The sequence below is a fragment of the Albimonas pacifica genome, from assembly GCF_900113695.1.
Lineage (GTDB): Bacteria > Pseudomonadota > Alphaproteobacteria > Rhodobacterales > Rhodobacteraceae > Albimonas > Albimonas pacifica.
In genome coordinates, this window is the sequence record NZ_FOQH01000005.1 from 546,546 (window position 1) to 571,224 (window position 24,679).

General features: G+C 73.2%; 25 protein-coding genes. 17 read left to right on the plus strand and 8 right to left on the minus strand.

The features are described 5' to 3' along the window. Positions 1–14 precede the first annotated feature (14 nt). Together BM064_RS13590 and BM064_RS13595 are read left to right on the plus strand one after the other, a co-directional pair. Positions 15–668, plus strand: a complete 654-nt coding sequence (locus BM064_RS13590) for an isochorismatase family protein (RefSeq protein ID WP_092860303.1) — start codon at positions 15–17, stop codon at positions 666–668. Positions 669–1,068: 400 nt separating this feature from the next. Further along, positions 1,069–2,358, plus strand: coding sequence for an ArgE/DapE family deacylase (locus tag BM064_RS13595; RefSeq protein ID WP_092860304.1), 1,290 nt, complete (start codon positions 1,069–1,071; stop codon positions 2,356–2,358). A gap of 41 nt (positions 2,359–2,399) precedes the next feature. Here BM064_RS13595 and BM064_RS13600 read toward each other — a convergent pair whose 3' ends face one another. The 3 genes from BM064_RS13600 to BM064_RS13610 are packed head-to-tail and all read right to left on the minus strand — an operon-like array spanning position 2,400 to position 4,254. Further along, positions 2,400–3,437, minus strand: coding sequence for a YeeE/YedE family protein (locus BM064_RS13600; RefSeq protein WP_092860305.1), 1,038 nt, complete (start codon positions 3,435–3,437; stop codon positions 2,400–2,402). A gap of 23 nt (positions 3,438–3,460) precedes the next feature. Beyond that, entirely contained in the window at positions 3,461–3,817 is a 357-nt protein-coding gene (locus BM064_RS13605; RefSeq protein ID WP_092860371.1) for an ArsR/SmtB family transcription factor, read from the minus strand. 29 nt (positions 3,818–3,846) lie between these two features. After that, positions 3,847–4,254, minus strand: coding sequence for a thioredoxin domain-containing protein (locus BM064_RS13610; protein WP_218161034.1), 408 nt, complete (start codon positions 4,252–4,254; stop codon positions 3,847–3,849). Between the two features lie 82 nt (positions 4,255–4,336). Here BM064_RS13610 and BM064_RS13615 point away from each other — a divergent pair, with 82 nt between their 5' ends. The 11 genes from BM064_RS13615 (at position 4,337) to BM064_RS13665 (ending at position 14,424) form a co-directional block, all read left to right on the plus strand. Further along, positions 4,337–5,074, plus strand: a complete 738-nt coding sequence (locus BM064_RS13615) for a cytochrome c biogenesis CcdA family protein (RefSeq protein ID WP_092860306.1) — start codon at positions 4,337–4,339, stop codon at positions 5,072–5,074. Between the two features lie 17 nt (positions 5,075–5,091). After that, positions 5,092–5,646 carry a SoxW family protein gene (locus tag BM064_RS13620; RefSeq protein WP_092860307.1) on the plus strand — a complete coding sequence of 185 codons (555 nt, stop codon included), beginning with the start codon at positions 5,092–5,094 and terminating at the stop codon, positions 5,644–5,646. A gap of 101 nt (positions 5,647–5,747) precedes the next feature. Then, the gene (gene soxX / locus BM064_RS13625; protein ID WP_092860308.1) at positions 5,748–6,227 is read left to right on the plus strand and encodes a sulfur oxidation c-type cytochrome SoxX; all 480 of its coding nucleotides are present in this window, start codon (positions 5,748–5,750) and stop codon (positions 6,225–6,227) included. A gap of 106 nt (positions 6,228–6,333) precedes the next feature. Further along, on the plus strand, positions 6,334–6,753 hold the full coding sequence (gene soxY / locus BM064_RS13630; protein ID WP_092860309.1) for a thiosulfate oxidation carrier protein SoxY: 420 nt from the start codon (positions 6,334–6,336) through the stop codon (positions 6,751–6,753). A 24-nt stretch (positions 6,754–6,777) separates the two neighbouring features. Beyond that, entirely contained in the window at positions 6,778–7,104 is a 327-nt protein-coding gene (soxZ, locus tag BM064_RS13635; protein ID WP_092860310.1) for a thiosulfate oxidation carrier complex protein SoxZ, read from the plus strand. A 70-nt stretch (positions 7,105–7,174) separates the two neighbouring features. After that, entirely contained in the window at positions 7,175–8,026 is an 852-nt protein-coding gene (gene soxA / locus BM064_RS13640; RefSeq protein ID WP_092860311.1) for a sulfur oxidation c-type cytochrome SoxA, read from the plus strand. Positions 8,027–8,164: 138 nt separating this feature from the next. Further along, positions 8,165–9,856 carry a thiosulfohydrolase SoxB gene (gene soxB, locus BM064_RS13645; protein ID WP_092860312.1) on the plus strand — a complete coding sequence of 564 codons (1,692 nt, stop codon included), beginning with the start codon at positions 8,165–8,167 and terminating at the stop codon, positions 9,854–9,856. A gap of 28 nt (positions 9,857–9,884) precedes the next feature. After that, positions 9,885–11,144: a sulfite dehydrogenase gene (gene soxC, locus BM064_RS13650; RefSeq protein WP_092860313.1), complete on the plus strand. Its 1,260-nt coding sequence runs from the start codon at positions 9,885–9,887 to the stop codon at positions 11,142–11,144. Next, a complete protein-coding gene (locus BM064_RS13655; protein ID WP_092860314.1) occupies positions 11,128–12,168 on the plus strand; it encodes a c-type cytochrome in 1,041 nt (346 codons plus the stop codon). The genes soxC and BM064_RS13655 overlap by 17 nt, the downstream gene beginning before the upstream one ends. Positions 12,169–12,271: 103 nt before the next feature. Then, complete coding sequence (locus tag BM064_RS13660; protein ID WP_245779154.1) at positions 12,272–13,507, plus strand: FAD-dependent oxidoreductase; 1,236 nt, start codon at positions 12,272–12,274, stop codon at positions 13,505–13,507. Positions 13,508–13,524: 17 nt separating this feature from the next. Beyond that, positions 13,525–14,424: an MBL fold metallo-hydrolase gene (locus BM064_RS13665; protein WP_092860316.1), complete on the plus strand. Its 900-nt coding sequence runs from the start codon at positions 13,525–13,527 to the stop codon at positions 14,422–14,424. Here BM064_RS13665 and BM064_RS13670 read toward each other — a convergent pair. Next, positions 14,403–15,473 carry a YeeE/YedE family protein gene (locus BM064_RS13670; RefSeq protein ID WP_092860317.1) on the minus strand — a complete coding sequence of 357 codons (1,071 nt, stop codon included), beginning with the start codon at positions 15,471–15,473 and terminating at the stop codon, positions 14,403–14,405. The genes BM064_RS13665 and BM064_RS13670 overlap by 22 nt on opposite strands. A gap of 89 nt (positions 15,474–15,562) precedes the next feature. Continuing rightward, the gene (locus BM064_RS13675) at positions 15,563–16,672 is read right to left on the minus strand and encodes an alkene reductase (protein ID WP_092860318.1); all 1,110 of its coding nucleotides are present in this window, start codon (positions 16,670–16,672) and stop codon (positions 15,563–15,565) included. Positions 16,673–16,816: 144 nt separating this feature from the next. Here BM064_RS13675 and BM064_RS13680 point away from each other — a divergent pair, with 144 nt between their 5' ends. Further along, entirely contained in the window at positions 16,817–17,335 is a 519-nt protein-coding gene (locus tag BM064_RS13680; protein ID WP_092860319.1) for a nuclear transport factor 2 family protein, read from the plus strand. A 1,269-nt stretch (positions 17,336–18,604) separates the two neighbouring features. Beyond that, the gene (locus BM064_RS13685; protein ID WP_177236247.1) at positions 18,605–19,330 is read left to right on the plus strand and encodes a hypothetical protein; all 726 of its coding nucleotides are present in this window, start codon (positions 18,605–18,607) and stop codon (positions 19,328–19,330) included. A 652-nt stretch (positions 19,331–19,982) separates the two neighbouring features. Here the strand turns inward: BM064_RS13685 and BM064_RS27470 are convergent. From BM064_RS27470 to pth, 3 genes are all read right to left on the minus strand, one after another. Beyond that, positions 19,983–20,255, minus strand: a complete 273-nt coding sequence (locus BM064_RS27470) for a hypothetical protein (protein WP_092860320.1) — start codon at positions 20,253–20,255, stop codon at positions 19,983–19,985. 215 nt (positions 20,256–20,470) lie between these two features. Next, entirely contained in the window at positions 20,471–21,568 is a 1,098-nt protein-coding gene (ychF, locus tag BM064_RS13695) for a redox-regulated ATPase YchF (RefSeq protein ID WP_092860321.1), read from the minus strand. Between the two features lie 386 nt (positions 21,569–21,954). Continuing rightward, complete coding sequence (gene pth / locus BM064_RS13700; protein ID WP_092860322.1) at positions 21,955–22,641, minus strand: aminoacyl-tRNA hydrolase; 687 nt, start codon at positions 22,639–22,641, stop codon at positions 21,955–21,957. 151 nt (positions 22,642–22,792) lie between these two features. Between pth and BM064_RS13705 the strand changes: the two genes are divergently transcribed. Together BM064_RS13705 and BM064_RS13710 are read left to right on the plus strand one after the other, a co-directional pair. Continuing rightward, on the plus strand, positions 22,793–24,049 hold the full coding sequence (locus BM064_RS13705) for an RSP_2647 family RNA methyltransferase (protein ID WP_092860323.1): 1,257 nt from the start codon (positions 22,793–22,795) through the stop codon (positions 24,047–24,049). Continuing rightward, positions 24,046–24,663: a PIN domain-containing protein gene (locus tag BM064_RS13710; RefSeq protein WP_092860324.1), complete on the plus strand. Its 618-nt coding sequence runs from the start codon at positions 24,046–24,048 to the stop codon at positions 24,661–24,663. The genes BM064_RS13705 and BM064_RS13710 overlap by 4 nt, the downstream gene beginning before the upstream one ends. The last annotated feature ends 16 nt before the right edge of the window (positions 24,664–24,679 follow it).

Here is a 24,679-nt window from a genome sequence, read left to right on the forward strand (position 1 = left end):
AAGGAGGACAGGACATGGCCGAGGATCTCGGCGACAACTACGCCCGCGCCTACGGCAAGAAGGCCGGGTTCGGCGCGCGCCCGGCGCTGGTGATGGTCGACTTCGCCCACGCCTATTACGACCCCGACTGCCCGCTCTACGGCGGGCAGGGCTGCATCGACGCGCTCGCCTCGGCGCTGCGCATCCGCGCGAAGTGCCGGGAGGTCGGCGTGCCGGTGATCCTGACCGAGGTGAGCCTGCACCCCTCCGGCCTCGACGGCGGCCGCTTCCTGCAGAAGGCCAAGCCGCTGGACGCCTTCATCCAGGGCCGCGCCACCGCGGCCTTCGCCCAGGGCCTCGCGCCCGAGGCGGACGAGCTGGTGATCTCCAAGCAATACCCCTCGGCCTTCTTCGGCACCTCGCTCGCCTCGACGCTGACGGCGGCGGGGATCGACCAGGTGATCCTGACGGGCCTGACCACCTCGGGCTGCGTGCGCGCGAGCTGCGTGGACTCGATGTCCCATGGCTTCATCACCACGGTCGTCTCCGACGCCTGCGGCGACCGCCACCCGGGCCCGCACGAGGCGAACCTCTTCGACATGAACGCGAAATACGCCGACGTGGTCGACGAGGCCGAGATCCTGGCCTTCCTCGACGCGCTCGCCGTGACCCGCGCCGCCGCCGAATGACCCCCCCGGCGTCGCCCGCCATCCGGGGCGGCGCCCTCTCCCGTCCGGGCGCGCGGGCGCGACGCCCCACGCCCCTCGCAAAGCGCCTGTTCTCCGGAGCCGTCCATCGCGGATGCCGATCAGAGCGACTCGGGGGGAGGGGTCAAGGATCGCGCAGCGACCGCGCTTGCGCGGCTTGTCCTTGACCCCTCCCCCCGAGTCGCTCAGGCATCAGGCGCGATGGACGGCTCCGGAGAACAGGCGCGGGGCTTGTTCTTGGGTGAGTCCGGAGCCCGCCGGAGGCTCCCCCCTCCGCCCGTCCCGCCCGCCCATCCCTCGCGCCCTCCCCGAAAGGCGCCCCGCAGCCAAGCCCGCCCGCAGGGCGCCTGTAGACCCCGCCTCCCTTCAAGGACCCAGCCTCATGCCCCTCGACCCCGCCCTTTCCCAGCGCATCCTCGACGCGGTCGACGCGGGTTTCGAGGCCCAGGTCGCGCTGACCCGCACGCTGGTCTCCTACGACACCACGCGGGGCAACGAGCACGCCGCCCAGGACTGGGTGTTCCGCCAGTATCGCGACCGGGGCCTCGCCATGGAGCGCTTCGCGATGGACGAGGCCGCCATCGCCCGCCATCCCGGCGGCAGCGCCTTCTCCGAGACCCACTCGAAGACCCCCATCGTGGTCGGCATCCACCGCCCGCGGCAGGAGACCGGCCGCTCGCTGATCCTGCAGGGCCATCTCGACGTGGTGCCCACGGGCCCGGTCGACATGTGGTCCCGCCCGCCGTTCTCGGCCGAGGTCGAGGACGGCTGGCTGCACGGGCGGGGCGCGATCGACATGAAGTCGGGCCACGTCTCGATGATCGCCATCCTCGACGCGCTGCGCGCCATCGGCCTGCAGCCCGCCGCCACAGTCTACGTGCAGTCGGTGGTCGAGGAGGAGTCCACCGGCAACGGCGCGCTCGCCGCCCATCTGCGCGGCTACAAGGCCGACGCCGCCCTGATCCCCGAGTCGATGCAGGAGGTGCTGGTGCGCGCCGGGGTCGGCGTGATGTGGTTCCAGGTGAAGGTGCGCGGCATCCCCGTCCACGTGCGCGAGATGGGCGCGGGTTCCAACGCCATCGACGCCGCCTGGCGCATCGTCGGCGCCCTGCGCGAGATGGAGGCGCGGTGGAACGAGGCCGCGGCCTGCGATCCTCTCTTCGGCCATATCGACCACCCGCTGAACCTCAACATCGGCAAGATCGCGGGCGGGGACTGGGCCTCCTCCGTCCCGGCCTGGTGCACGGTCGACTGCCGCATCTCCTACCTGCCGGGCAAGAGCGCGGACGCGGCCGAGGCCGAGATCCGCGCCTGCGTCGAGGCGCTGACCCGGGGCGACAGGTTCCTCTCCAACAACCCGCCCGAGATCGTGGTCAACGGCTTCCACACCGAAGGCTTCGTTCAGGAGCCGGGAACCGAGGCCGAGGCGATCCTCGCCGCCGCCCACGAGAGCGTCTTCGGCGCGCCCCTGCGCACCGAGGTCACGCCGGCCTATCTCGATGCGCGGGTCTACGCGCTCTACGACCGGATGACGACGCTGTGCTACGGGCCCGCGGGCGACGGGATCCACGGGGTGGACGAGCGGGCGGACCTCGAATCCGTGCGCCGCTGCACCAAGGCCATGGCCTTGTTCGTGGCCGAGTGGTGCGGGGTCGAGCCGATCGGGGGCTGAAGGACCGGGCAGGGGGCCGCGCGGCCCCTCGCCCTCCCGGCTCAGTCGGGCTGATAGCCCGCGATCATCCGGTGCAGGCCCAGCGCCGCGCCGGCGCAGATCGCGGCCAGCGTGACCGGCCCCGACCAGGCGAGCGTGGCGAAGCCCGAGAGGCCCTGGCCGATGGCGCAGCCCATCGCCACCACGCCGCCCACGCCCATCAGCGCCGCGCCGCCCACCTGGCGGCCCAGCTCGCGCGGGTCCTCGCAGGCCTCCCACCGGAAGCCGCCGCGGCGCAGGGAGCCCGCCAGCGCCCCGATCACCACCCCCAGCACCGAGCCGACGGAGAACGAGGCGTCCGCCCCCGTGGAGGTCATCAGCCACAGGATCGTGCGCCCCACCGGCGCGGTGAAGGAGGGGCCCTCGACCGCCACCCCGCCGAGGCTCGCCCAGGCGAGCCAGGAGGTGGCGGCGAATCCCCAGGCGACCGCCAGCCCCGCGACCGCCGCCCAGGCGATCTGCGCCGGCGCCGCGCGCAGCGGCGCGTGCGTCAGCCCCCAGGCCAGCAGCGCAAGGCCGATGCCGAGCGCGACCGCGCCCGCCGGCAGGCCGGAGACGGAGGCGAGGACGCTCGCGATGTCCTGGGGCCCCTCGCTGGGCGACTGGGGGAACAGCGCCGCGCGCAGCGGCGCGAGGGGGCCTGCGAGCGTCGCGAACCCCGCCACCCCCATCACCGCCACCACCACCAGCGAGCGCGCGTCCCCGCCCCCCACGCGCACCAGCGCGCCGAAGCCGCAGTTTCCCGCCAGCGCCATGCCGTAGCCGAAGGTCAGCCCGCCCAGCACCGAGGCGAGCGGGTTCCAGGCGATGGCGCGATGGAAGGAGGCCGGGAGGTCGATCAGCCCCAGCCCCGCCAGCCCCTGCACCGAGAGGACGGCGACCCCCAGCGTCACCCCCCACATCCGCAGCCGGGTGCGGTCGCGGCCGAACAGGGCGTGCTCCAGCGCGCCCAGGGTGCAGAAATTCCCCAGCCGGGCCGCGAGCCCGAGCGCAATGCCGCCCAGCAGCCCCGCCAGGGCCGCAAGCGTCTCGTAACCCATCGTCTCCTCCCCTGCGGAGGGTCTCAGCCCTCTTCGTCAGGTCGCCGGTAAAGCCGGTTCAGCAACGTCACGATCTCGGCCGCCTTGGGGTCGAGGATCGAGTAGAAGATCGCCTGGCCCTCGCGCCGGGCCTGCACCAGCCCCTCGAGCCGCAGGCGGGCGAGCTGCTGGGAGACGGCGGCCTGGCGGGTCTCGAGCAGGGCCTCGAGCTCAGTCACGCTCTTCTCGCCGCCGATCAGGTGGCACAGGATCTGCAGGCGGCCCTCATGGCCCAGCGTCTTCATCAGCTGGGCGGCCTCCTCGGCGCAGGCGACGACGTCGCGGACCGAGGGGGCGGGGGGCGAGACGGCGGCCGGGGGCTCCGCCTCGGTCCGGAACATCGCGCCGGAGCGCGGCAGGGTCGCGTCGGTCACTCGGTCGCCTCCGCCAGCATCTGGTCGAGCAGGCCCCAGAAGAAGGCCTCGCCCGCATAGCCCTCGATCCGGCCGGCCTCCCGTCCGTCGCGCAGCAGCACGAAAGTGGGGGTGAAGACCGCCGGTCGGCTCAGTCCCACACCCTCGGGCAGGGGGGCGTGGATGTCGAGGCGGCGCAGGGGCGCGGCCCGGCCCGCCTCGGTGCGCGGGTAGATCGGCGCGATCTCCGCGTCCCAGCGGCGGCACCAGGCGCAGCCGGGCGTCTCGAACATCAGCAGCGACAGCGACGGCGCGGCCCGCGCCCGCACGGCCGAGACCGCCCCCGCGGCGACCAGGCCGGCGAGCAGGGCGCGGCGCGACGGGGTCGCGCCGGGAGCGGTGTTCCACAGTCTGCGAATGTGCATTGACGACTCATAGGGATATCGAGATATACAGTAGAACGCTGCCGGTCGGCGGGCAAGCAGGACCATGGGAGGGGTCCGGCGGATGCTCCAGATCAGTTTCGGCGGCGCGGCGCTGGCGGGGCTCCTGTCCTTCCTGTCGCCGTGCATCCTGCCGATGACGCCCTTTTATCTCAGCTACATGGCCGGGCTCTCGATGCAGGAGCTGCGCGGCGACGGGCTGGTCGCGCCCGGGGCGCAGCGCCGGCTGATGGGCTCGGCGATCGCTTTCTCGCTGGGGGTCACGACGATCTTCGTGCTGCTGGGCCTGGGCGCCACCGCGGCGGGTCGGCTGTTCGTCGAGTGGCGCGAGCCCCTCTCCTACGTCGCCGCCGCGGTCCTGCTGGTCTTCGGTCTGCACTTTCTGGGCGTCGTGCGGATCCCGTTCCTCTACCGCGAGGCGCGGGTGCACAGCGCCTCGGACCCTTCGGGCGTGGCCGGGGCCTATGTGATGGGCCTCGCCTTCGGCTTCGGCTGGACGCCCTGCGTCGGCCCGGCGCTGGCGGCGATCCTGATGGTGGCCGCGGGCATGGACGAGGTCTGGCGCGGCGGCCTGCTGCTGCTGGTCTACGGGCTGGGCATGACCGCGCCCTTCGTGATCGCGGCCCTCTTCGCGCGGCCGTTCCTGGGCTGGGTCGCGCGCAACCGCCGCTGGCTGGGCGTCGTGGAGAAGGCGATGGGGGCGATGCTGATCGTCTTCGCGCTGCTGATCGCAACGGGCTCGGTGAACCGCATCGCCGAGTTCCTGCTGGACCATTTCGACTGGAGCGCGACGCTCTCCTGAGCGTCGGGGAGGACCTGATGATCCGCGCCGCATTCTTCGCCCTCGCCGCCCTGCTGGCGCTGCCGGCCGCGGCCTCGCCGGTGGGCGACGACGGCCTGCACAAGCCCGACTGGCTGCGCGAGACCTTCAAGGATCTGCGCGAGGACCTGGCCGAGGCGACCGCCGAGGGCCGGCGCCTGCTGATCCTCGTCGAGCAGCGCGGCTGCATCTACTGCGCGAAGATGCACGAGGAGGTCTATCCGCGGCCCGAGATCGACGCGCTGATCCGCGAGAAGTTCTTCGTGGTGCAGATCAACATGTTCGGCGCCTCGGAGGTCACCGACCTCGACGGGGAGGTGCTGACCGAGAAGCAGGCCGTGCGCCGCTGGGGCGTGGTGTTCACGCCCACGCTGATCTTCCTGCCGGAGGAGGCGGGGGAGGACGTCACGGCCGCCCAGGCCGCCGTGGTCTCGATGCCCGGCGCCTTCGGGCCGGCGACGACAGAGGCGCTGCTGAACTGGGTGCTCGAGCACGGCTACGAGGGCGACGAGCTGTTCCAGGAATACCTCGCGCGGCGGCTGGCGGGGAACTGAGGCGCAGGTCGGGGAAATCGTAAATGCAGATAACCATATATTCGATTGAAACTCGGCCAGCGCGGCGATAACCTTACGGGAAGAAGATCAGGGAGGATCGGATGACTCGGATCGCAGGGATGCTCGCAACGGGGCTCGCCGCGACGCTGGCCTGTGGGATGGCGTGGGCGGAGACGGCGCCCGGGGCGGTCCAGTACGACGAATACGGCGCCATCGCCGCGTCGCTGACCGGCGCGCCGGGCGACCCGGGCGTGGGGGCCAAGGTGATGTCCTCCCGCGCGGAGGGGAACTGCGTGGCCTGCCACCAGGTCTCGGCGCTGGACGCGGACTTCCAGGGCAACGTGGGCCCGTCGCTCGACGGCGCCGCCGACCGCTGGTCGGAGGCGGAGCTGCGCGGGCTGGTGGCCGACGCCAAGCACACGTTCGAGGGCACGGTGATGCCGTCCTTCTACAAGACCGGCCCCTACATCCGCCCCGGCGACGCCTACACCGGCAAGGCCGCGAAGGGAGAGCTGCCCCCGATCCTGACCGCGACGCAGGTCGAGGACGTGGTCGCCTTCCTGATGACGCTGAAGGAGTGACGGGCCGCGGGCCCGTGCGACGCATCCGGGCGGCGACGCCCGAACCAGGCAGGACGCCGCGGCGCCGCCGACTGATCAGGGCGCCCCGCGCCCGGGAGGACCGACGATGAAACTGACGAGACGTGCGCTCCTGGCCTTCGGGGCCGGCGGGCTCGCCGCTGCGGCGCTGCCGTTCCGGGCGATGGCCAGGACCCTGGACGAGGCGATGGCCGCCTTTTCCGGCGGCGCCGCGCCCGCCGAGGGCGGGCTGACCCTGACCGCCCCCGAGATCGCCGAGAACGGCAACACCGTTCCCGTGACCGTCTCGGCCCCGGGCGCGGTCGAGATCGCGATCTGGGCGGCGGGCAACCCCTCGCCCGACGTGGCGACCTTCCGGTTCGGGCCGGCGGCGGGGTCGCAGACCGCCTCGACGCGGATCCGGCTCGCCAAGACCCAGGACGTGGTGGCGATGGCGAAGATGGCCGACGGGTCGGTGGTGAAGGCGCAGGCGACCGTGAAGGTCACCATCGGCGGCTGCGGCGGCTGAGCGGACAGGCAGGAGGACAAGACCATGGACGGTGTGAAGCCCCGCGTGAAGACCCCCAAGTCCGCCTCGGCCGGCGAGGTGGTGACCATCAAGACCCTGATCTCCCACCCGATGGAATCCGGGCAGCGCAAGGACAAGGACGGCGCGGTCATCCCCCGCCAGATCATCAACCGCTTCACCTGCGAGCTGAACGGCGCGCTGGTGGTGGACGTGGCGATGGAGCCGGGCATTTCGACCAACCCCTACTTCGAGTTCGAAGCCAGGGTCGACGCCTCGGGCGAGTTCAGGTTCGCCTGGTACGACGACGACGGCTCCGTCTACGAGGACGTGAAGCCGATCGAGGTCGCGTGACCCGACCGGGCCGCCCGCACGGGCCCTGGGAGGGGGCGCGCGGGCGGTCCGACCGCAGGGAGGACACCCCATGAAGAAGACCGCAACGGCCCTGGCCGCGCTTCTCGCGCTCGGCCTCGCGGGGTCGGCCGGCGCCGACCCTTCCGAGGACGCGGAGCTCTCGATCAACGGCGAGCCGCCGCTGATCACCCGCGCCCCCGCGCCCGCCCATCTCGAGGGCGCGCTGCCCGAGCTGATCTCGGGCTGGCTCTATCGCGACGAGGCCACCCGCGCGATGGAGATGGACGATTTCGACAACCCCGCCATGGTCTTCGTCGACCAGGGCCTGGACAGCTGGGCCGCGGTCGAGGGCTCGGCCGGCAAGTCCTGCGCCGCCTGCCACGGCGACATCGAAAGCCTGAAGGGCGTGCGCGCCACGACCCCGAAGCTGAACGCCGCGGGCGCGCTGTGGTCGGTCGAGGACTTCATCAACGACTGCCGCACCAACCGCATGGGGGCCGAGGCCTGGGGCTGGTCCTCGGACCCGATGCTGAACATGACCGCCGCGATCTCGGTGCAGTCGCGCGGCCTGCCGGTGGCGGTCGAGATCGACGGCCCCGCCGCGCCCTACTACGAGCAGGGCAAGGACATGTACTACACCCGCTACGGCCAGCTCGAGCTGAGCTGCGCCAACTGCCACGAGCAGAACAACGGCAACATGATCCGCGCCGACCACCTCAGCCAGGGGCACACCGCGGGCTTCCCGACCTACCGGCTGAAGAACGCGGGCCTCGTCTCGATCCACAACCGCTTCAAGGGCTGCATCCGCGACACCCGCGCCGAGACCTTCAATGAAGGCTCGGACGAGTTCCGCGCGCTCGAGCTCTACGTCGCCGCCCGCGGCATGGGCCTGGCGGTCGAGGGCGTGGCCGTCCGTCCCTGACGGGCGCGCCGCGTCCGCCGCACTCTCGACCCTGCGCGGCGGCCCCCGGGCCGCCGCCGATCCAGTCCCGACGCGACGGACCCCCTGCGGGTCCGCTCGGAAGACCTGCGCGCACGCGCCTTGAAGGAGCCTGACCCGATGATCTCACGCCGCGAATTCCTGCAGGCGGGCCTGGCGGCCTCGGCGCTGGTCGGGGCCTCGGGCTTCGGCGGCTGGTCGCGGCTCGCCGCCCAGCAGAGCCTGACGCAGGACCAGCTCCTGCAGTTCGACGACTTCGGCAACGTCACGCTGATCCACATCACCGACATCCACGCCCAGACGAAGCCGATCTGGTTCCGCGAGCCCTCGGTGAACCTCGGGGTCGGCGAGGCCAGGGGCCGCCCGCCGCATGTCACCGGATCGGAGTTCCTCGAGACCTTCGGGATCAAGCCCGGCTCGGCCGAGGCCTATGCGCTGACCTCGGAGGATTTCGTGGCGCTTGCGCGGGGCTACGGGCGGATGGGCGGGCTCGACCGGGTGGCGACGGTGGTGAAGGCGATCCGCGCCGCGCGCCCCGAGGCGCTGCTGCTCGACGGCGGCGACACCTGGCACGGCTCGTTGGTCTCGCTGGAGACGCGGGGCCAGGACATGGTCGACGCGATGAACCTGCTGGGCGTCGAGGCGATGACCTCGCACTGGGAATGGACCTTCGGCGCCGAGCGCGTGAAGGAGATCGTCGAGACGCTCCCGTTCCCGTTCCTGGGCGCCAACATCTTCGACGTCGAGTGGGACGAGCCCGCCTTCGAGCCCTACGCGATCTTCGAGCGCGGCGGCGCCAGGGTCGCGGTGATCGGCCAGGCCTTCCCCTACATGCCCGTCGCCAACCCCAGGTGGATGTTCCCCGGCTACTCCTTCGGGATCCGGCAGGAGCGGATGCAGGAGATGGTCGACGAGGTGCGCGCCGAGGGCGCCGACCTGGTCGTGTGCCTCTCGCACAACGGCTTCGACGTCGACCACAAGATGGCGGGGCAGGTCTCGGGCATCGACGTGATCCTCTCGGGCCATACCCATGACGCGATCCCCGAGCCGGTGCTGGTCGGCGAGACCATCATCATCGCCTCGGGCTCCAACGGCAAATTCGTCTCGCGGGTCGATCTCGACGTGCGCGACGGCCGGATGATGGGGTTCCGCCACAAGCTGATCCCGATCTTCTCGGACGTGATCGCGCCGGACGCCGAGATGGCCGCGCTGGTCGACGGCCACCGCGCGCCCTTCAAGGCCTCGCTGGAGGAGGTGGTGGGGCGGACCGAGAGCCTCCTCTACCGGCGCGGCAACTTCAACGGGACCTGGGACGACGTGATCTGCGACGCGATCCGCTCCGAGCGGGACGCCCAGATCGCGCTTTCCCCCGGCGTGCGCTGGGGCCCGACCCTGCTGCCGGGCGACCCGATCACCCGCGAGGACATCCACAACGTCGCCTCGATGACCTACGGCCGGTGCTACCGCACCGAGATGACCGGCGAGACGCTGAAGACGGTCATGGAGGACGTGGCCGACAACATCTTCAACACCGACCCCTACTACCAGCAGGGCGGCGACATGGTTCGCGTCGGCGGCATGAGCTACCGCATCGACGTCTCCGCGCCCATGGGCTCGCGGATCTCGGACCTGGCGCTGAGCGACACCGGCGAGGCGCTCGAGGCCGGGAAATCCTACACGGTCGCCGGCTGGGCCTCGGTCAACGAGGGGACCGAGGGCCCGCAGATCTGGGACGTCATCGAAAGCCACATCCGCAAGCTGGGGACCGTGAACCGGCCCCCCTCCGACACCGTCACGGTCGTCGGCGCCTGATCCCTTTGACCAAGGAGGACCTGACCGCATGAGCGACGACAGCGACAAGGGACCCTCGCGCCGGGGCTTCCTCGGCGCCATGGCCGCGGGCGGCGCGCTCGCCGCCGGCGGCGCGCGCGCCGCGTCCGACCCGCTGATCACCGAGGTGCAGCCCTGGAACCAGCTGCTGGGCGAGGGCGTGGACGAAACCCCCTACGGCCTGCCGATCCGCTTCGAAAGCGACGTGGTGCGCCGCGACGTGCCCTGGCTGACCGCCGATCCGATCAGCTCGGTCAACTTCACCCCGATCCACGCCCTCGAAGGCACCATCACCCCCCAGGGCTGCGCCTTCGAGCGGCACCACGCCGGCGCCATCGAGCTCGCCAAGCCCGACTACCGGCTGATGATCAACGGTCTCGTCGACCGGCAGATGGTCTTCACCTACGCGGACCTCGAGCGCTTCCCGCGCGAGACGCACGTCTATTTCATGGAATGCGCCGCGAACTCGGGGATGGAGTGGGCGGGCGCGCAGCTCAACGGCTGCCAGTTCACGCAGGGCATGATCCACAACATGGAATACGTGGGCGTGCCCGTGCGCCTGCTGCTCGAAGAGGCCGGCGTGAAGCCCGAAGGCAAGTGGGTGCTGGCCGAGGGCGCCGACGCCGCCGGCATGACCCGCTCGATCCCGCTGGAGAAGATGCTCGACGACTGCCTGGTGGCGTTCAAGGCCAACGGCGAGGCGCTGCGCAAGGAGCATGGCTATCCCGCCCGCCTGGTGGTGCCGGGCTGGGAGGGCAACATGTGGGTGAAGTGGCTGCGCCGACTGGAGGTGGGCGACGAGCCCTGGGAGCAGCGGGAGGAGACCTCCAAGTACACCGACGTGATGGCCGACGGCTCCGCCCGCAAGTGGACCTGGGTGATGGACGCGAAGTCGGTGATCACCTCGCCCAGCCCGCAGGCGCCGATCACCCATGGCAAGGGGCCGCTGGTGATCACCGGGCTGGCCTGGTCGGGCCGGGGGACGATCCGGCGGGTGGACGTGACCACCGACGGCGGGATCACCTGGCACGAGGCGCGGCTGTCCGGGCCGTCCTTCTCCAAGGCCCTGCACCGGTTCCATTTCGACGTCGACTGGGACGGGTCGGAGATGATCCTGCAGTCGCGCGCGATCGACGATACCGGCTACGTGCAGCCCACCAAGGACCAGCTTCGCGCCTTCCGGGGCGAGAACTCGATCTACCACAACAACGGCATCCAGACCTGGCTCGTGATGCCGGACGGGAGGGTTGAGAATGTCGAGATTTCCTGAACTGACCGCGCTCGCGCTCGCCGCCCTGATCGCGACGCCCGCCGCCGCCCAGATGGGCCTGGGCCGCGAGGCCACGCCAGAGGAGGTCGCCGCCTGGGACATCGACGTGCGCCCCGACGGCCTGGGCCTGCCGGAGGGCTCGGGCGACGTGGCGACGGGCGAGGGCCTCTATGTCGAGAAATGCGCCGTCTGCCACGGCGACTTCGGCGAGGCGGTCGGCCGCTGGCCGGTGCTGGCGGGGGGCGAGGGCACGCTCGACCGCAAGGACCCGGTGAAGACGGTGGGCAGCTACTGGCCCTATCTCTCGACGGTCTGGGACTACGTCCACCGCGCCATGCCCTTCACCGAAGGGCGCAGCCTGACCGGCGACGAGACCTACGCGATCACCGCCTACCTGCTCTATCTCAACGACCTGGTGGACGAGGACTTCGAGTTGTCGCGCGAGACGTTCCTCGAGGTCGAGATGCCCAACGCGGACGGGTTCTTCGTCGACGACCGCGACGCGGTGGAGGTCGCCGAGTTCTCGAAGCCGCCGTGCATGAGCGCGTGCAAGGCCGAGACGACGGTCACCCGACATGCGACCGTGATCGACGTGACGCCCGACGACGACGGGGCCGAGACCTCGGAGACGGAGGCGCCGGTCGAGACCGCCGCCGTGCCGGCCCCGGCCGCAGCCGCGCCGGAGGCCCCCGCCGGGCCGGACCCGGAGCTGGTCGCGGCCGGCGAGAAGGTCTTCGCCAAGTGCAAGGCCTGCCACCAGGTCGGCGAGGGCGCCCAGAACCGCACCGGCCCGATCCTGAACGGCACGGTCGGCGCGCCCGCGGCCCATATCGACGGGTTCAAGTACTCCAGGGCGATGACGGAGGCCGCGGAAGGCGGCCTGGTCTGGACCGAAGAGACGCTCGACGCGTTCCTGGAAAAGCCCAAGGCGGTGATCCCCAGAACCAAGATGAGCTTCGCCGGCCTGCGCAAGGCCGAGGATCGCGAGGCGATCATCGCCTACCTCCAGAGCCTGGGGGACTGATCCGATGGGCCGCGGTCGTCCCACCCGGCGCGCGCGGCCCCCCGTCGCCTCGCCCGGCGCAGGCCCGACCGGCCCCGGCGTCTCGCGGCGCCAGGCGCTCGGGTTGCTGACGGCCGCGGGGGCGGCGCTGCTCGCCCCCGCGGTTTTCGCCCCCGCCCTCGCCCAGGCGCGGCCCCGGGTGGTGGTGATCGGCGGCGGCCCGGGCGGAGCGACCGCCGCGAGGCGGCTGGCGGGCGCCTGCGAGGTGACGCTGGTCGAGCCGAACCCGATCTACCGCTCCTGCTTCTTCTCCAACCTCGCGATCGGCGGCCATGTGCCGTTCGAGGCGCTGGCCCATGGCTACGACGCCGTCGCGGCCGCGGGCGTGCGGATGGCGCCGCTGCGGGCGACGGACGTCGACCCCGACGCCCGCCGCGTGACGCTGGAGGGGGGGGAGGCGCTGGACTACGACCGGCTGGTGCTGGCGCCGGGGATCGCCTACGTGCCCGACGGGCTGCCGGGCTGGTCGCCGCGGGACGAGGCCGCGATCCCCTCGGCCTATCTCACCGGCGGCGATCCGCGGGCGATCCGCGACCAGGCGCTGGCGTTGCCCGAGGGGGGGACCTGGTGCCTGGTGGCGCCGCCCGACCCCTCGCGCTGCCCGCCCGCGCCCTACGAGCGGGCCTCGATGGTCGCGTCGCTGCTGAAGGCGCGGAACCCGACCGCGAAGATCCTGATCGTGGATCCCAAGCCCCGCTACGCCAAGCAGGCGCTGTTCGAAGAGGGCTGGCAGGTCCACTACACCGGCATGATCGACCGGCTGGGCCCCGACTTCGGGGCGGACCGGCTCGAGATCCGGCCGGGCGGGATGCAGGTGGTCGTCGACGGCGACGCCGAGGACGTCGACGCCTGCAACGTGATCCCGCCCCAGCAGGCCGGCGCGATCTGCTTCGCGGCCGGCGTGACCGACGCCTCCGGCTGGGCGCCGGTCGAGGCGACGGGCCTGCGCTCGACCCTTCAGCCCTTCATCCATGTGGTGGGGGATTCCGCCGCCACCGGCGCGATCCCCAAGGCCGCCTCCGCCGCGGCCTCGGAGGGGCAGGTCGCGGCCGCCGCGATCCTGCACGAACTGGACCTCGGCCCCGAGCCGACGCCGCGTTACCGCAGCGCCTGCTGGTCCTCGATCGCCGAGGGCGACGCCGTGGCCGAGGAGACCGAGTTCGCCCCCGGGCCCGACGGGCGGCTCGCCGCCGTCTCCCACCGCATCTCCCAGACCGGGGAGAGCGCGGACGTTCGTCGCGCCAACTGGGCGGACGCCTTCGCCTGGTATGCGGACCTGACCGCCGACGTCTTCGGCTGACCCCTGCGGAGCCTCCCATGCGCCTCACCCGCCGCCGCCTGCTGACCGCCGCCGCCGCCGCCGCCATGGCCCTGCCGCGCCGCGCCTGGACGGCGACCACGCTGGAAGGCGGGGGGATGCGGCTCGACACGCTGTCCGACGGGCGGCTGGAGCTGCCGCCCTCCTTCCTCTTCGGGACCCTGCCGGAGGCGGAGGCGGCCGAGGTGATGGCCCGCCACGGCCTGTCGCCCGACGCGCCGTTGATCGCGCCCTGCAACGTCACGCTGCTGCGCAGCGAGGACCGCACGGCGCTGTTCGACGTCGGCGCCGGCCCGGACTTCCAGCCCACCGCCGGAGAGCTGCCGGCGGCGCTCGACGCGCTGGGCGTGGCGCCGGAGAAGATCACCGACGTGATCTTCACCCACGGCCACCCCGATCACCTGTGGGGCCTGCTCGACGAATTCGACGAGCCGCTGTTCCCCGAGGCCGCTCTGTGGATGGGCGGGACCGAGTTCGACTACTGGACCGACCCCGCCACGGCCGGGAGCATCGGCGAGGCGCGGCTCGCCTTCTACGCCGGGGCCAGCCGCCGGCTGGAGGCGGTCGCGGACCGGATGCGGCGGATCGCGGACGGCGACGTCCCCCTGCCGGGCGTGACCGCGCGGCTGACGCCGGGCCATACGCCCGGGCACATGGCCTTCGACCTCGGCCAGGCGCTGCTGGTCGGGGACTGCATCGGCAACGGGCATGTGGCCTTCTCGGACCCCGCGATGGCGTTGGGGTCCGACCAGGCGCCGCAGGAGGCGGCGGAGACGCGCGCGAAGCTGATGGCGGAGCTGGCGGCCTCGGGCCAGGCGCTGATCGGGTTCCATCTGCCCGAGGGCGGCATCGGCACGGTGCGGACCGAGGGGCAGGGCTACCGGTTCGCGCCCGCCTGAGCCGCGCCGCGCTGGTCGAGCAGAAGATCCGTCGCCATCGCGCCCGCCCACATCGCGACCAGCGCAAGCCAGGAGGTGGCGGCGAAGACCGAGCCGCCGGTGACCCCGGCGCCGATGGCGCAGCCCCCCGCCAGCATCGCCCCGAAGCCCATCAGCACCGCGCCGATCATCGAGCGCTGCATCTGGCTCTCGGCATGGAAGCCCTGGAAGCGCAGCTCTCCGGCCCACCCCGCGGCGCAGAAGGCCCCCAGGAACACGCCCGGGACCAGGCCGATGTCGAAGCCGAGCTCCGGCGACGGTTCGAGGAAGAACATCAGGGTGTTGGCCGAGGGGCCCGAGAAGGTGACCGAGGTGACGGAGACCGGATCGAAGGCCATCTGCGCCAGAGCCGAGGTCGCCACCCAGCCCAGCGCGACCGAGAACCCCACGCCCGCGCCGAACACCAGGATCCGCGGCCCCACCCGGTTGCGCCGCGCGAGCGCCAGGGCCAGCGCCGCGAAGCCGAGCCCCAGGGCCAGCCCGCCCCAGTCCGGGACGCCCAGGCCCGCCAGCAGGTCGACGTTGCGCCCGCCCGGCGTGATCGAGAGCCGCGCGATCGCGTCGCGCGCCGGCGCCAGCCAGCCATGCAGCGACATCTGCGCGGCCACCGCGAAGATCAGCCCCGAGACCACCGCCCGCAGGTTGCCCGTCGCCGCCAGCACCAGCAGCCGGCCCGAACAGCCCCGCGCCAGCACCATGCCGACCCCGAACAGGAGGCCGCCGACGACGGCGCCGCTCCACGACCCCGGCACGGCCAGGATGCGCGCGTCCTCGGGGCGGAACAGGCCCGCGAGGCGCGCGGCCTGAACCCAGACCAGAGCGGTGGAGACCGTGAGCAGCCAGACGGTGACGCGCTCGCCCATCCGGCCGCGGGCGAACTCGACGGTCGCTGCGCGCAGGCAGAAGGCCGACCGCTGCGCGGCCACGCCGAAGACCACGCCGGTCAGCAGCCCCAGGATCGCCGCCGCCGGGCCGTCGCCGAGCCGGTCGAGAATGTCGCTCATCATCATGATCCGTGAATATCTCACGGGACCCGACGCGGCGTTGATCCGGATCAAGCCGGGGGCGCGGCGGCCCCCGGCGAGGTCCCGGGGGCGCCTCAGGCGGAGGCGGCCTGCACCTCGTCCCAGGTGGGGTAGTCGGTGTAGCCGACCGGGCCGGGGGTGTAGAACGTCTTGCGGTCGTAGGGGTTGAGCGGCAGGTCCTCGGCGAAGCGCCGGGGCAGGTCGGGGTTGGCGATGAAGTGCCGCCCGAAGGCCACCATGTCGGCGTGGCCCTGCTGCAGGATCTCCTCCGCCCCGTCGCGCCCGAAGCCGCCGGCGGCGATGTAGGGGCCGTCGAACAGCGGCCGCAGGCGGATCGCGGCGTTGGCGGCCTCGCCCTCGCGGTGACGCCCGCCGGGCAGGGTGCGCGGCTCGATCACGTGCAGATAGGCCAGCCCCCGGCCGGCGAGGCCGCGCACCACGTGCTCATGCAGCGCCCAGGGGTCGCTGTCGTGGATGCCGCCGTGGATGTTGTGGGGCGAGAGGCGGATGCCCACCCGATCCGCCCCGCAGGCGGCGACCAGCGCCTCCAGCGCCTCGAACAGGAAGCGCGAGCGGTTCTCCAGCGGGCCGCCGTAGGCGTCGGTGCGGATGTTGGCCCCGTCCTGCAGGAACTGGTCGATCAGGTAGCCGTTGGCGGCGTGAAGCTCGACCCCGTCGAAGCCGGCCTCGAGCGCGCGGGCGGCGGCGCGGCCGTAGGCCTCGACGATGCCGGGGATCTCGTCCGCCTCCAGCGCGCGGGGCGGGGCGAAGTCGGTCACGCCGGACGGGGTGCGCACCTGGCCGGTGGCCTGGATGGCGGAGGGGGCGACGGGATCCTCGCCCGCCGGCTGCAGGTCGGGGTGGGACTGGCGCCCGACGTGCCAGAGCTGCGCGAAGATCCGCCCGCCCGCATCGTGGACGGCGGCGGCGGCGGGCTTCCAGGCCTCGACCTGCGCGTCGCTCCACAGGCCCGGCGTGTCCGGCGTGCCGCGGCCCTGGGGCTGGATGAGCGTCGCCTCCGACACGATCAGCCCCGCCGAGGCGCGCTGGCGGTAGTGCTCGGCGATCAGCGCCGTCGGCACGCCGTCCGACGTCGCGCGCGAGCGGGTCAGCGGCGCCATGACCAGGCGGTTGGCGAGCGTGTAGGGGCCGAGCTGAACCGGCGAGAGCAGGCGAAGCGGCATGGAGTCCTCCCAGGATCGACCGGTCGGCCGGCAAGGCCGCGGTTTTGCGCGACGCTAGCGAGCCCGCGCGCCCCTGTCGATCCGCCTTGCCCCGGGCGGCCCCGCCGTCGTTCCATCGCCCGACAAAGACACTGGGAGGACCCGATGCCCGACCGCGACTTCGATCGCCTGCTCGCCCGCTTCACCGCCGCCGCCGAGAGCGGCGACGGCGCGCGTTTCGCCGCCTGCTTCACCGAGGACGCGGTCTACCACGACTACATCTACGGCCCCCACCGCGGCCGCGCCTCCATCGCCCACATGATGCAGGACCTGTTCCACCGCGACGCGGCCGACTATCGGTGGGAGATGTTCGACGGCCTGCGCGTGGGCGACCTCGGCTACGCGTGGTCGCTGTCGAGCTTCACCTCGACGATCCCCGAATACGCCGGCAAGCGGGTGGTGATCGACGGCATGTCGCGCTTCGTGCTGAAGGGCGACCTGGTGGCGGAGTATTTCGAATCCGTGAACGGCGGCGTCGCCATGGCCCAGCTCGGCGTCGAGCCCGCGCGGATGGCCGGCGTCATGCGCCGCTGGTCCGGCTGGCTGCAGGAGCGGCCGGAGACGCAGGCCTATCTCGCCAGCCCCGCGGGCGCCCGGGCGGAGCGGCTGCTGGCCGGGGACTGAGGGCGGCCGGGGCAGAGCGCGGCTGGATGAGAGGGAATCCCTTGGCATCGGCCCGGCGCCGCTTCTAAGCTGGCGGCGGCGGTTCGACCTTCGGGTCGGCCGCGCGCGGCGTCCCTGCGGGGACGGCGCCGCCCGGCGCTCCGGCCGGGGCCGGCGCATCCCGACCCGCCGAAGGCGAAGCGGGCCTCGCATTCGCGAGACCCGCCGGCGCCTGCCCTTGGCTGTCTTTCCGAGGCTGCGCCTTCGGCGGCGAGGGATCCGCCGAGTCCGTTTCTCCGGCACGCTACACTACGCACGATCTCGGCGTGGCTCCTGCACGTCTCGATCCGCCGCCCCGAACGGTGGGGAACGCCATTTACGAGTATTAAGATATAGTTGATGGGCCCCCTGCAAAATCCTCCGAAATCGTGAGGGGTGAGATCGCAAGCCATTGAAAAAACTTGGATGCATATCGTCGAGCGGCGGCAAAGCGGCTGAGAACAGAGTCCGGCGGCGGCGACGGGAGGCGAGTCGAGTCGGGGCGAGTCGGGGGGCCTGCGCCGAGGCGGCGGCCCCAAAGCAGACGGCGGACCCCGCTGCGCGGGATCCGCCGTTTCTTCGCCTGCACAAGGACTTGGCCGATGCGACGTCGCCGCCGCAAGGGGCCTCCGGGAGGATCGGCCCACGCTACGCCGTCGCCGGAGGAGGCACGCCCCCGGCTCCTGGCCGTCACCCCCGGAGCGGTGACAGATACGCTAAATACAAGTATTAAGTTATCGTTAACGCGGCGCCGGCGAAATCCTCGAAAACGGTGAGGATCGCCCGTCCAAGCCCTTGATATTCCTGGGACGCCCCCCGGGCGCCGTCTGCGCTCCGCGCGTTTGTCCGTTTTTCGGCGCTCGGAGGAAAGACCCGGGGGAATCAGGGGGATGCGGGATGCCGGAACGACGACGGCGGGCCTCGCGCTCGCGAGACCCGCCGCAGGATCGTGTCGTCGCCGCGCTGGGGCTGCGGCGGGCTCCGGGAACCTGGCCTACGCTACGCTCGGTACGGGGCTGGGGGCCCGTGCCGCGGTCACCGCTCCCGGAGCAGTGGAGGCTACGCTACTACATTAACGAATGTAAGGATGTCGGCGGCCCCCCGGCATCCTCCGAAACTGCGAGCGGCGCCAGGCCAAGCGACTGATGTCGTTCCGGAACCGTCCCGGAGCCGGCAGGCCCCTCCCGGCCGGCGATTGCAGGGGCGGCGCGATTCGAGCTAGAACATAAAGAGAACGAACCGGAGCCGCCCATGTCCCGCGATCCTCTGCGCGCCCTGCTGGGGGCCGAGCGTCGACCGCGTCCCGCGCTGTCGCTGGCCGAGCCGCGGGAGGGGGCGGCGGGCGCCGAGGCGGCGGCGCTGGCGCTGGGGCGCGCGCATGAGGTCTGCGGGCCGTCGGCGGCGGTCTTCGCGGCGATGGCGGCGGCGCGGCTGGCGGCGCAGGCCGGGCCGGGGCCGGTGCTGTGGATCCGCGGGCCGCGGGCCGAGGGGGCGACGAACCCCGACGGGCTGGCGCGCTTCCTCGACCCCGCGCGCCTGGTGCTGGCGACGCCGCGCCGGCCCGAGGACGCGCTGTGGTGCGCCGAGGAGGCGTTGCGCGCCGGCGCCGCGGGGCTGGCGGTGGTCGAGCTGCCGGCGCCCCCGGGCCTGACCCCGGTGCGCCGGCTGCACCTGGCGGCCGAGGCCGGCGCGGCGCCGGCGGCGGGGCAGGGCGCGCCGCCGCCGCTGGCGTTGCTGCTGACCCCCGATCCCGGCGGCGCGCAGGGGGTGGAGACCCGCTGGCGCATGTCCCCCGCCGCCTCGCGCCCCGGCCCGGGCGGGCGGCCCGAGCCCTGCTGGCGGCTGGAGCTTCTGCGCGCCCGCATGGTGCGCCCGCGCCGCTGGCTGGTCGCCTGGACGGAGGGCGCGCCCCACGGCGCGCTCGACCTCCAGCCCGAGCCCCCCGCCGCCCGGCGATCCGGCCTCGTGTCGGCCTGAACCCGCCTGCCGGGAGCGGGCGAAGCGGCGCCCCCGGCTCTCCGTCTGCGACGGAGGGCCGGGCGCCGCCTGAAGCCGGCACGGCGAGGACGAGCGCAGGGACGGACCCGGCGGCCGCGACGGCGCCGCCGGCGGAGCGGGACGACGCCATGGCCGCGTCGACGGACGAGCCGCCGATCCCGCAGACGGATCGGCGCCGCCGGAGGAGCCTGGCGCGCAGCGGCGGCCCGCGAGAGAGACGCCCGCCGGCGCGACGGCCGGCAGGACGCCCCGCTTTCTGGGGCGGGAGGCTTCCGGGGCTGGAGGGCGCGCGCTTCTCTCGCAGGGGAATGCGAAGGGGGCGCGCGGGGACCACCTGGCGAACCGCACGGCCCGACGGCTGCGCCGGAACCCGGAGCGCATCTTGGGGAGAGCCCGGGACTCGGGGGCTCACGCCACCTCGCCCGCGCGGGTGGGGCGGCGGCGGACGCGCGCTCGCGCCGCCGAGCAGCAGGCGCATTGGAGGACAGCAGGATTTCAGCGCCGCCGTAAAGGATCCGCGGCGGCGGTCGAGATCTCCTTTTGCTGGCTGCGCAGCATCCGCGGCGGCGGTCAGGATCAGCTCATGCCGGCCGCGCGACCTGCGCGGCGGAGGCTCGGCAGGTCCCGGCGTTCAGCCGGCCGCGCTGAGGCGGCGGGGGCTGGACGCGGCGGAGGCGGCCTGGACGCGCGGCGACGTCTCCGTCTCCCGCGTCTCGTGCGCGGTCTCGTGCGCCGTGACCATCCGGTAGTTCAGCACGGCGCCCCCCAGCACGCCCGCGGCGCCGCACAGGCTGTAGGCCGCGAGACAGCCGAGGATCGGCAAGCCCGCGCCCACGGCGCCCGCGACGCCGGCGATCCCCGCCAGCGCGCCCAGTCCAAGCGGTCCCACGATCGACGCTTTCATCTTCCGACCCCTTCCTCGCTGCCCGGGACCAAAATCCGCCGTCGAGGTTCAAGACTCGTTAACAGCCGGCGCGAACAGGGTTTACAAGATCAAACTGACGCGGCGGCATCCGGGCCGAAACAAGGCGACCCGGAGTCAGGCGGCTCCACCCCACGGAAACAACTTCCGCGGGATGGTCTTGCCTCTGCCGGAGCCGCGGCCGGGGCCGGGGCCGGTCAGGCGTTGAACAGGAAGTGCAGGACGTCGCCGTCGGCGACCTCGTAGGCTTTGCCCTCGACGCGCAGCTTGCCCGTCTCGCGCGCGCCGGCCTCGCCCTTGCAGGCCACGTAGTCCTCGTAGGCGATGGTCTCGGCGCGGATGAAGCCGCGCTCGAAGTCGCCGTGGATCACGCCGGCGGCCTGGGGGGCGCGGGCGCCTGCGGGGATCGTCCAGGCGCGGGCCTCCTTGGGCCCGACGGTGAAGTAGGTGCGCAGGCCCAGCAGGCCGTAGCCCGCCTGGATCAGGCGGTCGAGGCCCGGCTGCTCGAGGCCGAGGTCGGCCAGGAACTCGGTGCGCTCGGCGTCGTCGAGCTGGGCGATCTCCTCCTCGATCGCGGCGGAGATGACCACCGAGGCGGCCCCCTGCTCGGCGGCCATGGCGGCGACCTTCTCCGAGAGCGCGTTGCCGGTGGCGGCCGAGGCCTCCTCGACGTTGCACACGTAGAGGACGGGCTTGGAGGTCAGCAGCTGCAGCGACTTCCACGCCTTCTCGTCATCAGCGTCGATCTCGACGGTGCGCGCGGGGCGGCCCTCGTCCAGCGCGGTCTTGGCCAGGCGCAGCAGGCGGTCCTGGTCGGCGGCCTCCTTGTCGCCGCCGCGGATCTTGCGGGAGAGGTTGTTGAGACGGCGCTCGATGGACTCGAGATCGGCCAGCATCAGTTCGGTCTCGATGATCTCCGCGTCGGAAATCGGATCGACCCGGCCCTCGACATGGGTGACGTCGTCGTCCTGGAAGCAGCGCAGCACGTGGGCGACGGCGTCGACCTCGCGGATGTTGGCGAGGAACTGGTTGCCGAGGCCCTCGCCCTTGGAGGCGCCCTTCACCAGCCCCGCGATGTCCACGAAGGTCAGGCGGGCGGGGATCAGCTGCTTGGACTTGGCGATCTCGGCGAGCGTGGGCAGGCGCGGGTCGGGGACCGCGACCTCGCCGACGTTCGGCTCGATCGTGCAGAAGGGGAAGTTCGCGGCCTGCGCGGCGGCGGTGCGGGTGAGCGCATTGAAGAGGGTCGACTTGCCCACGTTCGGCAGGCCGACGATGCCGCATTTGAAGCCCATTGGTCCCTCCGGTCAGCTGGTCGCGCAGGCGGATCGCATGGGGGGAGGGCGGGGTCAAGCGGGGAGGGGGCGGACCACGGGCGCCCTGCGGGCGGGCCTGGCGGGGTTCGTGCGGGGGGAGAGGTCGGGGAGACCTCCGAGGGGGGCGCCTCCGGCGGGCTCCGGACTCACCCAAGAACAAGCCCGCGCCTGTCCTCCGCAGCCGTCCATCGCGTCCGATGCCTGAGCGAGTCGCCCGCCCCGGTCAAGGACGAGCCCCCTTCGGGGGTCGCTTCGCGATCCTTGACCGGGGCGGGCGACTCGCTCTGATCGGCATCCGCGATGGACGGCTCCGGAGAACAGGCGCTCCCGGCAGGGCGTGGGGCCAGGGACGCCCGGGACCGGCGTCAGGAGAAGCGGCGGCGGAGGCGCTCGAGCGGATCGAGGCCGGGGGCGTCCTCCGGGGCGGCGGCGGCGGGGGGGCCGGCGGCGGGAGCAGGGGCCGGCTTCGGCTTCTTCGGCTTCGGGGGCGCCATGCGCAGGGCGACCGCGTTCATGAAGCCGGCGTCGTCGCCGGCGGCGAGCTTCGGGGCGCCGTCGGCGCAGCCGCGCAGCATGTCGTCGAGCCACTGGGCGTCGTATTTCGAGAAATCGTGCAGGACGTAGCCCGAGACCAGCTCCTTGCGCCCCGGATGGCCGATGCCCATGCGCACGCGGGCGTAGGCCTCGCCGCAGTGCTGGTGGATCGAGCGCAGGCCGTTGTGGCCCGCGTGGCCGCCGCCGTGCTTCACCCGCAGCTTGCCGGGCGCGAGGTCGAGCTCGTCGTGAAAGACCGTGACCGCGCCGATCTCGATCTTGTGGAAGCGCAGCGCAGCGCCCACCGACTGGCCCGAGAGGTTCATGTAGGTCTGCGGCTTGAGCAGCATCACCTTCGCGTCGCCCAGGCGGCCCTCGGCGACCAGGCCCTGGAACTTCTCGCGCCAGGGCGAGAAGCCGTGGTCCTCGGCGATGCGGTCCACCGCCATGAAGCCGATGTTGTGGCGTTGCTTGGCGTGCTCGCGCCCCGGGTTGCCGAGGCCGACGAAGAGCAGCATGGGCGGGGTCTCCTGGATGCGGGACGCGGCGGCGGTGGGGTCAGGTAACCCGCGGCGCGGGGGCGGGGCAAGCGGGCGCGGACGTCCGCGCGGCGGACGGGATGCGCGATCGAGGCTGGCGGGCGGGCGGGCGGTGTCGTATGGGGCGCGCATGAGCGAACCTGACGACATCTCCCCCGACGCCGGCGGCGACGCCGAAGGCGAGACCCACGGCGCGCCCGGCGCGCGGCCGGTGGTGCGGCTGAAGCCCAGGGCCGGGCGGCGCTTCTTCGCGGGCGCGCCCTGGGTCTACCAGGACGAGCTGGTGCTCGACCGGCGCACCCGGAAGATCCCGCCCGGCAGCGTCGCCGAACTGCAGGACGCCGAGCGCCGGCCGCTGGGGCTGGTGGCGGTGAACCTCGAGAGCGGCATCGCCGGGCGCCTGCTCGACCGCGACCCGCAGGCCGAGATCGACGGCGCCTGGCTGCGAGGGCGCATCGCCCGCGCGCTCGCGCTGCGCGAGCGGCTGTTCGAGGCGCCCTTCTACCGCCTGGTCCATGCCGAGGCCGACGGCCTGCCGGGCCTGATCGTGGATCGCTTCGGCGACGCCTGCGTGATGCAGCCCAACGCCGCCTGGGCGGACGCGCGCGCGGACGAGATCGCGCAGGCCCTGCGCGAGGTCGCGGGCGTGGGCACGGTGATGCTCAACGCCGGCTCCCGCGCCCGCGGGCTCGAGGGGCTGCAGGGCGAGACCCGCCTGCTGAGCGGCGCGCTGGACGGGCCGGTCGAGGTTTCGATGAACGGCGCCGTCTACCTCGCCGACCTGGTGGGCGGGCAGAAGACCGGCCTCTATTTCGACCAGCGTCCCAACCACGCCTTCGTGGCGCGGCTGTGCCGGGGGGCGCGGGTGCTCGACGTCTTCTCCCATGTCGGCGGCTTCGCGCTGGCGGCGCTGGCGGGGGGCGCCGCCTCGGCGCTCGCGGTCGACGGCTCCGAGCCCGCGCTGGCGCTGGCGAGCGAGGGCGCGAAGCGCTCGGGCTTCGGCGAGCGGTTCTCGGCCCGCCGCGCGGACGCCTTCGACGCGCTGGGCGAGCTGGGCGAGGCCGGCGAGCGTTTCGACGTGGTGATCTGCGATCCGCCCGCCTTCGCGCCGGCGAAATCGGCGCTGCAGAACGGGCTGCGGGCCTATGCGCGCATCGCGCGCCTGGCCGCGGGGGTCACGGCGCCGGGGGGCTACCTGACGCTCTGCTCCTGCTCGCACGCCGCCGACCCGGCCGCCTTCCGCGCCGCCTGCGTGCGCGGGATCGAGCAGGCGGGCCGCGAGGCGCAGCTCCTGCGCTTCGGCGAGGCGGGGCCGGACCACCCCGAGCATCCGGGCCTGCCCGAGACCTCCTATCTCAAGGCGCTGACCTTCCGACTGGACGGATGACGGCCGAGGCTCGGGCGGCGGTCGCGTTCCTCGACGCCTGCGTGCTGTTCCCGCCGCTGGTGCGGGGCTGCCTGCTCTGCGCCGCGGTCGAGGGGCTGATCGCCCCGCGCTGGTCGCCGGGCGTGGTGGACGAGTGGGCGCATGCGAGCGCGCGCGACCACGGCGCCGCCGCCGAGGCCGCCGTGCGGGCCGAGGCGGCCGCGATGGCCGCCCGCTGGCCCGACGGCCCGGCCGAGGCCGCGCCGGGCGAGGGGCCGCGCTGGGCCTCCGCCGCCGTGGGTCCCGAGCCGGGCTTCACCCTGCCGGACGCGGACGACGTGCACGTGGTCTCGGCCGCGCGGGCGGCGGGGGCGGAGCTGCTGGTCACCTTCAACCTGCGCGACTTCCCCGCGCGCAAGCTGCGCGACATGGGCCTCGCGCCCCTCCACCCCGACGCGCTGCTGTGGGAGCTGGCGGGGCGGCGGCCCCGGGCCATGGGCCGGGCGCTGGCCCGCGCGCTGGCCCCGTTCCCGGCGCTGCAGGGCGCGGCGGAGGCAGCCGGCGGGCTGAAGCGCGCCCGGCTGCCGCGTCTGGCGAAGATGGTCCGGCGGGGGGAGCTGACGATCGGGGGCTGAAACGCGCGCCGCGCCC